General features: G+C 75.5%; 9 protein-coding genes. 7 read left to right on the forward strand and 2 right to left on the reverse strand.

Annotation, left to right across the window (positions count from 1 at the left end; translation table 11 throughout):
- Nucleotides 1-7 precede the first annotated feature (7 nt).
- A complete protein-coding gene (locus ACZ4SV_RS16780; protein ID WP_468005043.1) occupies nucleotides 8-946 on the reverse strand; it encodes a LysR family transcriptional regulator in 939 nt (312 codons plus the stop codon).
- 149 nt (nucleotides 947-1,095) lie between these two features.
- On the opposite strand from ACZ4SV_RS16780, the gene ACZ4SV_RS16785 reads away from it, so the two are divergent.
- The 3 genes from ACZ4SV_RS16785 (at nucleotide 1,096) to ACZ4SV_RS16795 (ending at nucleotide 4,631) form a co-directional block, all read left to right on the forward strand.
- Nucleotides 1,096-2,517, forward strand: a complete 1,422-nt coding sequence (locus ACZ4SV_RS16785; protein ID WP_468005045.1) for an MFS transporter — start codon at nucleotides 1,096-1,098, stop codon at nucleotides 2,515-2,517.
- 293 nt (nucleotides 2,518-2,810) lie between these two features.
- Entirely contained in the window at nucleotides 2,811-3,311 is a 501-nt protein-coding gene (locus ACZ4SV_RS16790) for a SigE family RNA polymerase sigma factor (protein WP_468005047.1), read from the forward strand.
- A 57-nt stretch (nucleotides 3,312-3,368) separates the two neighbouring features.
- The gene (locus ACZ4SV_RS16795; protein ID WP_468005049.1) at nucleotides 3,369-4,631 is read left to right on the forward strand and encodes a hypothetical protein; all 1,263 of its coding nucleotides are present in this window, start codon (nucleotides 3,369-3,371) and stop codon (nucleotides 4,629-4,631) included.
- Nucleotides 4,632-4,855: 224 nt separating this feature from the next.
- Here ACZ4SV_RS16795 and ACZ4SV_RS16800 read toward each other — a convergent pair whose 3' ends face one another.
- Nucleotides 4,856-6,175 (reverse strand): COG1470 family protein, encoded by a 1,320-nt coding sequence (locus ACZ4SV_RS16800; RefSeq protein WP_468005345.1) that lies wholly within the window; start codon nucleotides 6,173-6,175, stop codon nucleotides 4,856-4,858.
- Between the two features lie 228 nt (nucleotides 6,176-6,403).
- Between ACZ4SV_RS16800 and ACZ4SV_RS16805 the strand changes: the two genes are divergently transcribed.
- The 4 genes from ACZ4SV_RS16805 to ACZ4SV_RS16820 all read left to right on the forward strand — a co-directional run bounded on the left by ACZ4SV_RS16805 (nucleotide 6,404) and on the right by ACZ4SV_RS16820 (nucleotide 13,412).
- Nucleotides 6,404-7,126 (forward strand): helix-turn-helix transcriptional regulator, encoded by a 723-nt coding sequence (locus tag ACZ4SV_RS16805; RefSeq protein ID WP_468005051.1) that lies wholly within the window; start codon nucleotides 6,404-6,406, stop codon nucleotides 7,124-7,126.
- A gap of 186 nt (nucleotides 7,127-7,312) precedes the next feature.
- Nucleotides 7,313-10,510: a hypothetical protein gene (locus ACZ4SV_RS16810; protein ID WP_468005053.1), complete on the forward strand. Its 3,198-nt coding sequence runs from the start codon at nucleotides 7,313-7,315 to the stop codon at nucleotides 10,508-10,510.
- On the forward strand, nucleotides 10,507-11,214 hold the full coding sequence (locus ACZ4SV_RS16815) for a Pvc16 family protein (protein ID WP_397936368.1): 708 nt from the start codon (nucleotides 10,507-10,509) through the stop codon (nucleotides 11,212-11,214). Before ACZ4SV_RS16810 ends, ACZ4SV_RS16815 begins: the two co-directional genes overlap by 4 nt.
- 47 nt (nucleotides 11,215-11,261) lie before the next feature.
- Complete coding sequence (locus ACZ4SV_RS16820) at nucleotides 11,262-13,412, forward strand: ATP-binding protein (protein ID WP_468005347.1); 2,151 nt, start codon at nucleotides 11,262-11,264, stop codon at nucleotides 13,410-13,412.
- The last annotated feature ends 21 nt before the right edge of the window (nucleotides 13,413-13,433 follow it).

Below are 13,433 nucleotides of genomic sequence, written 5' to 3' on the forward strand. Positions count from 1 at the left end.
GCCGTGCTTACGCCGCTTCCGCCGCCCGGGGGGCGGAGGCCGGCCGGACGCCGGGGGCCGTCTCCCGTACGACCTCGCGGGTGAGGGCCGCGAAGTGCCGCAGCGCCTCGTTCGCGTCGCCGGAGCGCCACATCAGGGCGTAGCGCAGCGGCTCGTCCTCCTCGACCGGGACGTACGACACGCCGGGCCTGCCGTGGTAGAGCGCGCTGTGAGCGGCCGTCAGCATGGCGCCCAGGCCGCCGGCCACGAGCGTCAGCGCCTCCTCGAAGCCGCTGACGGACGGCCCCCGCGGGATCGGTCTGCCGCCGGGGGTGCGGGCGGGCAGCCGGTGCCGCCGCCACTCCTCCGGGAGGTCGCCCTCGACGGCCAGCAGCGGCACGCCCGCCAGGTCCTCCGGTGTCACCGCGGCCCGCCCGGCCAGCGGGTGCCCGGCGGCCACGGCGAGCACCCGGCCCTCGGTGAACAGCGTGGGCCCGTGCCGCAACTCGCCGTCCCGGAGCGGGAAGTCGGTCAACTGGAGGTCGTGGCCGCCGCGGCGGAGCATGCCGTACGGATCGCTCAGCGGCGCCTCGCACACCTCGACGGCGAGCCCGGGGCGGGTGCCGCGCAGCCGCTCGGTCACCTTCACCACGATCTCGCCGGCCAGCGGGGTGGAGAAGCCGACGTGCAGCACGCCCGCCGCCGCGCGGGCCGCCGCCACGGCGTGCGCGAGCGCGTCCTCGATGCCGCGGTAGTGCGGCTCCAGCTCCTCGCGCAGCCGGGCGCCCAGTCCGGTCAGGGCCACCCGCCGGCTCGTCCGGGTGAACAGCGGTGCGCCGACGCGGCGTTCGAGCCGCTGGACGAGCTGGCTCACCCGGGCCCGGGACAGCCGCAGCCGGGCGGCGGTCCGGCCGAAGTGCAGTTCCTCGGCGAGGACGAGGAAACAGGCGAGTTCGTTCTGGTCCACGTGCGTCTCCGGAGCCTGCGGCCGGGGGTCCGGCACCGATCGGTAAGCCTGGCTGAACGAACGTTGCGATCATCGCTGTTGTTCCCGGACGGGCGTCGGCGAAGGGTGGAACGCGCCGACAACACCCTTTACTCCGGGAGGAGTTCATCGTGGTCAGTACCCCGCGCGCCGCCGACGGACCGGGCCCACGCGGCTGGGCCGTCCTGCTCGTGCTGTGCGGCGCGATCTTCCTCGAAGGCATCGACGTGGCCATGCTCAACGTGGCCCTGCCGTCGATCCGCGCCGACCTCGGGATGTCCACCGGCGAGCTGCAATGGGTCATGAGCGCCTACGTCCTCGGCTACGGCGGCTTCATGCTGCTCGGCGGCCGGGCGGCCGACCTGTTCGGGCGCCGGCGGATGTTCGTGCTGTGGCTCACCGTGTTCCTGCTGTTCTCCGGGCTCGGCGGGTTCGCCGCGGACGGCTGGACGCTGATCCTCGCCCGGTTCGTCACGGGCGTCGCCGCGGCCTTCCTGACCCCGGCCGGCCTGTCCCTGATCACGACGGGCTTCGCCGAGGGCCCCGAGCGCGACAAGGCGCTGCTGGTCTACTCGGGCACGGCCGCGGCCGGCTTCACCGTCGGCCTGGTCGCCGGCGGGCTGCTCACCGCCGTCCACTGGCGGTGGGTGTTCTTCGCGCCGGTCCTGCTCGCGTTCGTCATCCTGGCCGCGGCCGTCGTCCTCGTCCCCCGGCCGGAGCGCCCCGAGCGGACCGCCGGGCGGGTGGACGCGGCCGGCGCGTGCACCGTCACCGGCGCGCTGGTGCTGATCGTGTTCGGCGTGGAGCGCGCGGCGCACGCCGGGGCCGCCGTCACCGCCGGCACGCTGCTGGCCGGCCTGGCCCTCCTCGCGGTCTTCGTCCTGCTGGAGCGGCGGGCACCCGAACCGCTGGTCCGGCCCGGTCTGCTGCGCGACGGCTCCCTGGTCCGCGCCAATCTCGCGGCGCTGCTGTTCGCCGCCGGGTTCTTCGGCTTCCAGTTCCTCGTCGTGCTCTACCTCCGGGACCTGCGCGGCTGGACGACGCTCCAGACCAGCCTCGCCCTGCTGGTCGTCGGCATCGACGCGGTCCTGTCGCCGACGCTCACCCCGCGCCTGGCCGCCCGCTTCGGCAACGCCCGGGTGATCACCGGCGGCCTGCTCCTGGCGGCCCTGTCGTACGGCATGTTCCTGCCGGTGGGACCGGACTGGGGTTACGCGGCGATGTTCCCGAGCCTGCTCACGCTCGGGCTGGCCTTCTCGCTGGCGTACGGGCCGCTGACGATCGTGGCCACGGAAGGGGTCGCGCAGGAGGAGCAGGGACTCGCGGGCGGCCTGCTCTACACCTCCTTCCAGTTCGGCGCCGCGCTCGGCCTCGCCGCCGTCACCGCGGTCGCCGCCCACGCCGACGCGGACACCGGCCGGCTGGGCGGGTACCGGGCGGGTCTGCTGGTGCCGTTCGCTGCGGCCCTCGCGGCCACGGCGATCAGCCTCACCGCCCGCCGCGCGCCCCGCACCGCGACCGCCGGACCGGTGGAGGTGCGCGACCCGGGCTGACGGCCGGGCGGGGCGCACGCCCCGCGCGCGGACACGGCGCCGCGGGGCGGTCAGGGCATACGTCCGCGGGGCGGGCAGGGCGCGCGCCCCGCGCGGACGGCGGCGCCGCGCCGGTGCCGGAGGGGCGGCACCGAGGGCTCGTCCCGCTACGGGAGGGCGGCACCGAGGGTTCGTCCCGCTGCGGGAGGGCGGCGCCGGGCGCTCGCCCCGTTGCGGAATTGCGGCCGGCCGCCGTAACGCGCCCGCACCCCCACCGCGTGTAAGAGTCGACGCTCGGCACGAGAGGACACACGGTGAGGGAAGCACCCGCGGACTACCTGGAGTTCGCAGCCGCCCGCAGCGGGCCGCTGTTCCGGACGGCCTGCCTGCTCACGGGCGACTGGCACCTCGCGGAGGACCTGGTGCAGGAGACCCTCGCCAAGATGTACCGCTCCTGGCGGCGGATCAACCGCGCGCAGTCCCCGGTGGCCTACGCCGACACCGTGCTGGTGCGCACGTACATCTCCCAGCGCCGGCGCCGCAGTTCGACCGAGCGCCCCAGTGACCGGATGCCCGACACGGCCGCCGGGCCGGCACCGGACGCCGAGCTGCGGCTGGCCCTGCTGGACGGCCTGGCGCGGCTGGCGGCCCGGGACCGCGCCGTGCTGGTGCTGCGCTACTGGGAGGACCGCTCCGTGGAGGAGACCGCGCAGGCGCTGCGGCTGTCACCGGGCGCCGTGCGGGCCCGGAGCCTGCGCGCCCTGCAACGGCTGCGCGCCGTGCTCGGTACCGAGCTGGCCGACCTGACCCCATGACGAGCGCGGCCGGCGGCCACCCGCGCCGCGGGCCGACGCGAGAAACGGAGACCCAGCATGTCCGACGAGGAGTACGAGAAGCGGCTGGCCCGCGCCCTGGGCCGCGCCGCCGGCGGGTTCCCGCCGCACTCCGCCGACCTGGTAGGACGCTCCGTCGGCCGGGGCCGCCGCAAGCGGCTGCTGGCCGCCGCGCGGACCGCCGTGGCGGCCGTGGCGGTGGTCACGGCGGGCGGCGGCCTGCTCGCCGCAGGCGGGTTCGACGGCCACGGCGGCACGTCCGAGCGGCTGCTCCCGGGCAGCCGGGACAGCGCCGCGCCGCGGCCGTCCGCCACGGCGGCGCCGGTCGGCGGCGAGGAGCTGGTCCGCATCCTGAAGAGCCTGCTGCCGCCCGGCGGCACGGTCTCCGGGGCGTCGGGCCGGGGGACGCAGGGGGAGGACGGCGCCGTCTCGCCGACGGCCGCGCTCACCTACTCCACCGCCCGGGGCTCCACCCGCGTCGACGTCACCCTCGCCCGGCTCGACCCCGGCATCCCGAGGAACCAGCAGGGCGCGGGCGGCTGCCTGCCGGTGGAGGTCCGCCCCTACGACACGTGCACCAGCCGGAAACTCGCCGGCGGAGCGGTGCTCGACACCACCGAGTCGTTCACCTACCCCAACAGCGACAGCGGCCAGAAGCGCTGGTACGCCGTGCTGACCACCGCCGACGGCGCCCAGGTGGCGGTGGAGGAGTTCGGCGGCGGCGGTGAGAAGGAGACGTCGGACGGGTCCGATCCGCTGCTGTCCATGGACCGGCTGGCCGCGATCGCGCGCAGCCCCCGCTGGAACGGGGCGCTCGCGGCGCTGCCGGCCCCGCGGACCAGGCCCTCCACCGAGGGGCAGCGGGCACCCGGCGCCCGCCTGACCCGCGTCCTGAAGACCCACCTGCCCCCGGGCGGCACCCTCTCCGGCCTGAACGCCGCCGACGGCCTCGTCCAGCTCGTCTACGACGACGGCCACGGCAGGAACATGGTGGAGGTCGACGTGCAGTACGACATGACCGACGCGCTCGCCGGCCACATGGGCTGCGCCGGCGTACCCGGCGACTGCGAGGCCACGGCACTCGACGACGGAACCCGGGTCAAGCAGGTCCGGGGCCGGTCGGAGAAGGGCGGCTCCGCCCAGGTCTGGCAGGTCGACGCCCTCTACCCGGACGGCCGCCGGGTGGTGGCCCGCGAGATCAACTCCTACGCCGAGAGCGCCCCGGCGACCCGCCCCCGCCCCGCACTGACCATGGCCCGGCTGCACGACATCGCCCTGGACCCGCACTTCTTCACCGACTGACCGACACCCACGGCCCACCCCGGCCCGCCCCCGGCCGGTCCGGCGCGCCGGCCCCGAACTCGCTGATGTGTCACGCAGCGTGCTCGGTGGCCGGCCTTTTCGGCGTCAGTGGGGGGCGGTGTCGGTTTTCGGTCATCTGGTGGTAATTTTTTGGACGAAGACGTGGGTAACCCTTGGCAGGTACACCCAAGGTCACTCGACAATGCGTGGGTGTGAGCTTGTAGTTACTGGGTGGTACGGCTGAGTACGCCACTGACGTTCAGGACCTCGTGGCACCCCTGCGCCCGGCGGCCGGTCGCCGGTGTACCGGGCTTCTCGCAGGTCACTTCGACGGTCACGGTGTCGTTCTCGGGGATCTTGATGGGGGTCACCCAGTGGTAGTCCTGGTTGCGGAAGGTCTCCAGCGCGATGGTGGTGATCTTGCGGTCGCCGAACGTGATTGTCAACAGACCTTCATCGCCCTGGAAGTTGGCGACAACGATGTCCGTCACACCGAACACGTTGTCCTTGGGCACCTGATAGGTGCCGGTCTTCGTCTCCCCGGCGGACGTCTGCACGTCGATGGTCTGCGAGGTCTGCTGACCGCCGCCGGCCGCCGTACCGCCGTCGGCCGAGGCGCCGTCACCACCCGCACCCGGCGCGGCCGAACCGCCCGTCCCCTTGCCACCGGGCTTGCTGCCCGTGCCCGTGCCGGTGCCCGTGCCCGTACCGGTCTCGCCCCCGGCGCCCGGGACCTGGCCGGCCTCTTCCCCGGCGGGCGTGGGACGCGGCTGGACCGCTTCGGTGGCCGCTTCCTTGGCCGCGCTGCGCACCGCCGGGCGGACCAGCGCGAACCAGGCGATCAGCAGGGCCAGCAGCGCCGCGAGCAGGGCGATCAGCCACTTGGGGAAGATGGGAATCTGGACGAACTCCGCGTCCAGCGGCGCCTGGACGGCGAAGTCCTCCGGCCGGGTCTCCTGCTGCTCACCGGTCTCCGCGGTGGTCACGGTGAACGGCCACACCGCGGGCTTGCCGAACCACACCGGCTTGCCCGTGCGGACCCGCAGCCCGATCTCCGCCGACTCGCCCGGCTCCAGCTTCTGCTGCGCCGGAGTGAAGGCGAAGGACAGTTCCTCGCCCGGCTGGCCCGGGGTGAAGCCCACCTCCACCGGCGCGTTGCCCTGGTTGCGCACCGCAAGGCGGTAGCGGCCGCGCAGCCAGCCGCGCCGGCGGCGCGGGGCCAGTTCGGTGTGCAGCTCGCGGAACCGCGTGATGTGCACGGTGGTTTCCAGCACGCGCACCGACTCGGGGTGCTCGGCCGGCAGGACCCGTACGCCGAGCGGCATTTCACCGGCCCGGACCTCCGGGGAACGCGGTGGCTCCAGGCGGATCGTCACGGTCTCGGAGGTGCCGGGATACAGGGAGACCCGCGCGGGTTCCACCGTGGTCCAGGCGGCGCAGTCCCCGACGACCTCCAGGCTGTACGCCTCGACGATGTCGCTGTCGTTGCGCACGGTCAGGCTGGTCGTAGCGATGTCCCCGGGCGCCACCGTCACTTCCGGGATGTCGAGACCGGGCGCACCGGGACGGGAAGAGGCTGCAGAAGGCGTCACGCCAGCACGGTAGGACCGCGCCCGGAGCCACCGCGAGGAGCGCGAGGGCAACGCCCGGGCAGTCGCGGTGCCCTGGCGGTTACGCACCATCACGCTCGCGCCGGCTCGATGGCGAGACCGGCCGCCGTCCCTGGCGCGCCGCCTTCCGGCGCTCGCTCCACTCATGAGAGGTAAGCCCCTATGTCCAGCGCAGAGGAAAGCGGGCCGGCGACGCCGGCTGTCTCAGCACGGGTGCCCACCGCGGCGTGGGCCATGCACAGAACTTCTTCGTCCGACCGGCCCGCCCGGGTCACCGTCGCCGTCTACGCCGCCGATCCGGTCCTGCGCCTGGGCGTCGTGCAGCAGTTGCGCCAGCGCCCCGAGGTCGACCTGCTCGCCGACGCCGACGCGGAGCGGGCCGAGGTGTCGCTGGTGGTCGTGGACCACGTCGACGACGACGTGGCCACCCTGCTGCACCGGCTGCGGCACAACACCGGCACCCGCACGGGACTCGTGGTCGCCACCCTGGGCTCCGGCTCGCTGCAACGCGTCATCGAATGCGGTGTCGCGGCGGTGCTGCGGCGCGCCGAGGCCGACCAGGACCAGCTCCTGCGGCTGGTCCTGGCCATAGCCAACGGCGAGGGCGTGCTCCCCGGCGATCTGCTCGGCAAGCTGCTGTCCCATGTGGGCAGCCTCCAGCGCTCGGCGCTGGACCCGCGCAGCCTGTCCCTGTCCACGCTCTCCACGCGCGAGGCGGACATGCTGCGCATGGTGTCGGAGGGCCTGGACACCGCGGAGATCGCGCGCAAGACGTCGTACTCCGAACGGACCGTCAAGAACGTGCTGCACGAGATCATCACGCGGCTGCAACTGCGCAACCGGGCGCACGCGGTGGGCTACGCGCTGCGCAACGGGCTGATCTGACGGACCTGTTCCCGGCCCCGTCCGGGAACGGGCACTGCCCGAAAGCGCACCCCGCGCTTCCCCCGGGCATGGCCCCGCCGCCCTGCCCCGCCGCGCGCGGCCGTAGCAGGGTGGCGGGGGCACATCCGGATGCCGCACCAGAGCGCGGGGACACATCCGATGCCGCACCAGACTGCGAGGGAAACCGTGATCGGAACCGCTGGCCCCGGCGGACGGTACCGCCTGGGGCGGCTCGGCGCGTCCGCGCTGCTGCTGATCCCGCTGCTGGGGGCGACCGCGGCCGCCCGGCAGGACAGCACCGCCCCCGTGGCGCGGGTGGCCGACGCCACGGAGACCCGGGTCGCCTACGCCGGCACCCGGCACCGCAGTCTCGGCGCGGTCACCGGCACCACCACCAGCGCGCCGCTGTTCGGCGGGCGGCTGGCCCACTTCGACGTCCAGCCGGCCGCCCTCGACGACCAGATGGTCTTCGCGAGCCGCCGCGACGAGCCGAAGCCGCAGGTGTACCTGCGGTCCGCCGACGGTTCCGTGAGCCGCCTGACCTGGGGGATGGACGCGGCGAACCCCCGGCTGACCCCGGACGGCCTGTCCGTGGTCTTCGACGCCGCCGCGCCCGGCGGCCGGGACGGCGGCACGCAGCGCGACCTGTGGCTGGTCCACACCGACGGCACCGGTCTGTCCCAGTTGACCCACACCCCGGACGACGAGGAGCACCCGACCGTCTCACCGGACGGCACGCGCCTGGCGTACTCCTGCGACACCGGTTCGCCGGGCGGCGCGCAGGTCTACGTACGGCTCCTGGCCGGCGGCACCCCGACCCAGGTCACCCACCCCGTGAACGGCGCGGCCACCGAGCCGGTGTGGAACCCGGTCGGCGACACCGAGCACCGGGACCTCATCGCGTACACCGCGACCGGAACGGGCGGGCCCCGGCTGCGCGTGACGGACGGGACCACCGGGACCACCGACGGGCCGCTGCTCGGCGGCGACCGGGAGCAGTGGCGCGCCCACACGGCGTCCTGGCTGCCCGACGGGAACCAACTGCTGTTCCTGAGCCCGGAGATCACCTGCCAGTGCGAGGGCGACTGGGACCACGTGTTCCGGACGACCGCGCACGCCACCGGGACCCCGGGGCTGGTGCTCAACGAGAACCGCGAGGTCGGCTCGGCCACCTGGCTCGGCCCGCTCGACGGCGGCCGCGCGGTGGTGGAGCACATCTCGGCGGCCGGCCCGCACGAGGTGACGCTGCAGGACATCCGCACCGACGGCTCCGACCCCCGCGACCTGGGGCTGACGATCCTGGACGAGGACCCCGAGGCCGACACCAACACCGATGCCGCGAAGGACCCGCTGTTCAGGCCCCGGGCCGACTACGACCCGTGGACCGAGCGGCAGAGCTACACCCCGGACGGCCGCCGGATCGTCGTGACCCGTTTCGAGGGCACCAAGGGCAACCGGATCGAGCGGATCTGGATGGCGGACGCCGACGGCAGCCACGAGGTGGCCCTGCCGCTCGCCGGCCGCGGCCCGCGCGACTGGGACACCGACCCGGCGCTCTCCCCGGACGGCAGGTACCTCGCCTTCACCCGGACGTCGCCGGGCGGGACGGGGGAGAACGCGGGAGCCAGCCGCATCCTCATCGCCGACGCCGCCACCGGCGCGATCACCGGCGAGGTCGTCCCGCCGGCCGGGCAGCTCCAGGGCCAGGACGCCCAGCCCACCTGGTCCGCCGACGGCACCACCCTGGCCTTCACCCGCAACCAGGTGATCGGCGGGGGCGGCGGCAACAAGCACATCTGGACCGTGCCCGTGCGCGACCTGGCCCGGCAGCGCGACCTGAGCGCCGCGATCTGCCCGGGCGACTGCCAGGTCATCGACGACAGCCCGGCGTTCTCCCCGGACGGCCGGAGCATCGCCTTCAACCGCAAGAACGGCGGCGGCCGGATCGACGAGCACGCCGGCATCCTGCTGACGTCCCTGTCCGGCGCCGACTGCCGGGTGCTGATGCCCGCCACCGGCCGTGACGTGCCCAACGCCTGCCGCCGGGAGGTCCCGGAGGCCACCGGTCCGTTCCAGCCGCGGGACGCCGCCTGGACGGCCGACGGCAAGGCGCTGGTGATCAGCACGCGCCCGAACCGTCCGGTCAACTCCCCCGAGAAGCTGAAGCTGCTGGACATCGCCTCCGGCAAGCTGACCAAGCTCACGAACGACCTGCCGGGCCGGCAGAAGGAGCCCAGCGTCCAGCAGTCCGTGGACCTCGCCGTCCGGGCGCCGGGCACCCTGCCCGAGCTGACCGTCGGCGGCTCCGCCACGGTCCGCGTCGACGTCGTGAACAACGGCCCCGCGGCTTCGCCCGGCACCCGTCTGACCATCGCCCCGCCGCCCGGCGTGCGCGTCACCCACATCACCCGGCGCGGCGGCACCTGTGACGCCACCGCCCTCCAGTGCGACGTCGGGGTGGTGCCGCCCGGCACGTCCGTTCCCGTGAACGTCACCCTCACGGGCGACGTCGCGGGTGACGCGCCGGTGGACTGGTCGGTCACCGGTACGGTCCTCGACCCGCACCCCAACGACAACGCGGGCCGGACCGTGGTGCCGGTGCGCACGGCCCCGCCGGCCCCGACCCCGACACCGACCCCCACGCCGACGCCCACGCCTCCGCCGGTGCCGGCCCCGCCGGCCCCGACCCCGCCGCCCACCGTGCCCCCCACCGTGCCGCCGCAGCCGCCGGCCCCCGAGGCCGGACCCGGCGTGCGCGTCACGGCCCAGCCGAACCCCGGCTACGTCGGCGGGCGGGTCGTGGTGACGTACACCGTGCGCAACGGCCGCAACGCGCTGGCCACCGGACTGCGGCTGCGCATCGGACTGCCCGCGCAGATCCCGAACAACGGGCCGCCGCCGGGCTGCGACGCCTCCTGGGTGTGCGCGCTGCCGGACCTGGCGCCGGGCGCGAGCACCGTCGTACGGGTCGTCCTCAGCCCCGACAAGGCGCTGACCGGCCGGGTGACCGGCGTCCTCACCACCACCGGGACGGACGCCGACCGCGCCGACAACACCGCCCGGCAGCGGCTGCGCATCCTCCAGCCGCGCATCATCGCCGTGCCGGAGATCGGCCGGCCCGGGTTCGTCACCTCCGTGCGCGGCAAGGACTTCCCGCCGGGCGTGCCGGTGCGGTTCGTCTGGAAGCCGGGGATCACCGCGGCGGCGGCGCCGACCGTGCCCAAGCCGGACGGCACGTTCATCGGCCAGCTCCTCATCCTCGCCAAGGACCAGACCGGGCCGCGCACCATCACCGCAAGGGGCCCCGGCTTCTCCCCGGTGAAGACGGACTTCCTGGTGGTCAGCGGCAGCGTGCAGCCGCCCGACGAGGTGACCCGCCGGTGATCCACGAGGTCGACGAGGGGCTGCGCCGGCTGCTCGGCGAGTCCGGGCTGGAGGCGTCGGGCGTCGAGGTGGTCTTCGACGCGCCCACCCGGGACTGGGCCGCCCGCCGCAGCGGCCCGACGGTCTGCGTCTTCCTGTACGACATCCGGGAGGACGCGACCCGGCGCGGCAGCGGCGCCGGGGAGGTGTACGACGCGGAGGGGCAGCTCGTGGCGCGGCGCACCCCGCCCCGCTGGTTCGACCTGACGTACCTGGTCACGGCGTGGGCGAACCGCCCGCAGGACGAACACCGGCTGCTCTCCCAGGCGCTCGCCTGCCTGGTGGCCGCCGACACCCTGCCCGCGCGGCTGCTCACCGGCACGCTCGCCGAGCTGGGCCTGACCGTGGCGCTGGACATCGCCGGGACCGAGGGCGACCTGCCGGCGCCCGCCGACGTGTGGTCGGCGCTCGGCGGGGAGCTGAAGGCGTCGCTCGCGGTGCGGGTGCGGGCGCCGCTCGCCGGGGTGGTCACGGCCGTCGCGCCGCCGGTCACCGAAGGACTCGTCGTACGCTCCGCCGTCCGGCGTGAGGGCGCGGAAGCGGAACCGGGGCGCCGGCTGCGCTACACGGAGGTCGGGGACCCGGGCCCGGAGGGCTTCGCCGGTCCCCGCGACCGGCGCCCGGCCCCGGCCCGCCGCCGCCACCGGGGAGACCGCCAGCCGTGACCCGCACCACCGAACGGACCGAGCAGCACACCACCGGACGACGCACGATGACCGAGGCCGAACCCGCCCCCGAGGCCACCCTCTCCACCGGGGCCGAGCCCACAACCGAGGCCGAGCCCGGCACCGGCACCGATCCCTCCGCCGCTCCCGGCGGTGCCCATGCCGAGCACCTGTGGGCGCGGCTGCGGGCGGTCGAGGAGCGGGTGCGGCGGGCGGTGGCCGGACGGCAGGCCGTCGATCCCGACCCCGACGACCCGTACCGGGGCCAGTACCTCACCCCGGAGGCGGCGGCCCGCATCCTCGGGGCGCCGGGCGGACTCGACGTACCCGCCCACGACCCCTGGCAGCCGCCGCCCGGTTCCGTGCTCGGCGCGCTCGCCGCGCGGTTCGGGCTGTCGGCGCTGGACCTGGACCTGCTGCTGATCGCGGTCGCCCCCGACCTGGACGCGCGGTTCGAGCAGCTCTACGGCTACCTCAACGACGACCTGACGCGCCGCCGCCCCACGGTCGGCCTCGCCCTGGAGCTGTGCGGGCTCACCGGTGCGGCACCCGCCCGGTTCCGGCTCGCTCCCGGAGCGCCGCTGCTCGCGGGCGGCCTGCTGGAGGTCACCGAGCCGGATCGCCCGCCGCTGTCCCGGGTCCTGGTGGTCCCCGACCGGGTCACCGCGCACCTGCTGGGCGACACCCGGCCGGACGCCCGGCTCGCCGGTGTGCTCGACGAGGCCCGCGAGGACCCGACCGCCGAGGCGGCGGAGGTCCGCCGGGCGGCGGCCGCGGCCGGCACCGGCCTGGTCCATCTGCGCGGCCGGGGCGGCGATGCCGAGGGCCTGGCCACCGCGGCCCTGCGCGCGGCCGGACTGCGCCCGCTCGCCCTGGACGCGGCGGCCCTCGCCCGGCGCCCGGCCGAGGTCCCGGAGCTGGCGCGGGTGGCCGCGCTGGAGGCCCGGCTGACCGGTGCGGGCGTGGTGCTCGGCCCGCTGGAGGCGCTGCCCGGGGAACCCGCCGAACGGGCCCGCACCCTGCGGGCCGTGCACACGGCGCTGCGCGGCGTCCCGCTGCTGACCCACGGCGGCGTCGGCTGGGACCCGGCCTGGGCGGCCGACACGCCTGTCGTCCTGACCGTGCCCGCGCCCTCCGCCGAGCGGCAGGCCGCGCGCTGGCGGCACGCCCTGGAGCGGGCCGCCGGCGACGGCGCGACGACCGGTGACGCCGGGGCGCTGGCCCTGGCGGTGGCCGCGCACCGCCTGGACGCGGGCCAGTTGCGCCGCGCCGCCGACGTGGCGGTGCGCACGGCCGCCCTGGAGGACCGCCCGGTCCGGCCCGACGACCTGCGCACCGCCGTACGGGCGCAGAACGGCGCGGGGCTCGACCGGCTCGCCCGCCGGGTGGAGGCGGCGGTCGGCTGGGACGACCTGGTGCTCCCGCCGCTCACCCACCGGCGGCTGCGCGAACTGGCGCTGCGGGCCCGCCACCGCGACCAGGTGCTCGGGCAGTGGGGGATGCGGCCCGGCGGCGGGCGGGGGCGGGGCGTGATCGCGCTGTTCGCGGGCGAGTCGGGCACCGGCAAGACCATGTCCGCCGAGGTCGTCGCCGCGGATCTGGGCATGGACCTGTACGTGGTGGACCTGTCGACGGTGGTCGACAAGTACGTGGGGGAGACCGAGAAGAACCTGGAGCGGATCTTCACCGAGGCGTCGGCGGTCAACGCCGTGCTGCTCTTCGACGAGGCCGACGCCATCTTCGGCAAGCGCTCCGAGGTGAAGGACGCCCACGACCGGCACGCCAACATCGAGTCGGCGTACCTGCTCCAGCGCATGGAGTCGTTCGACGGCATCGCGGTGCTGACCACCAACCTGCGGGCCAACCTGGACGAGGCGTTCACCCGCCGGCTGGACGTGGTGGCGGACTTCCCCGTGCCCGACGCCACCCAGCGCCTCGCCCTGTGGGAACGCTGCCTGGGCGACCGGCTGCCGCGCGCCGGCGACCTCGACCTCGCCTTCTGCGCGGACCGCTTCGAACTGGCCGGCGGCTCGATCCGGGCCTGCGCGGTGACCGCGGCCTACCTCGCGGCGGAGTCCGGGGCGCCGCTCACCATGCGGCAGGTGGTCACGGCGGTGGCGCAGGAGTACCGCAAGCTGGGCCGGCTGGTCCTGGAGAGCGAGTTCGGGCCGTACCTGGCGGAGGCGGTCGGCGCGTGAGGGGCGGGCGGGGCGGCCGGG

The organism is Streptomyces sp. NPDC027672 (genome assembly GCF_055566335.1).

Bases quoted from the DNA above. Each gene is read 5' to 3' on its own strand.
- ACZ4SV_RS16795 (WP_468005049.1), top strand. From the start codon at position 3,369: ATGTCCGACGAGGAGTACGAGAAGCGGCTGGCCCGCGCCCTGGGCCGC.
- ACZ4SV_RS16805 (WP_468005051.1), top strand. From the start codon at position 6,404: ATGTCCAGCGCAGAGGAAAGCGGGCCGGCGACGCCGGCTGTCTCAGCA.
- ACZ4SV_RS16820 (WP_468005347.1), top strand. From the start codon at position 11,262: ATGACCGAGGCCGAACCCGCCCCCGAGGCCACCCTCTCCACCGGGGCC.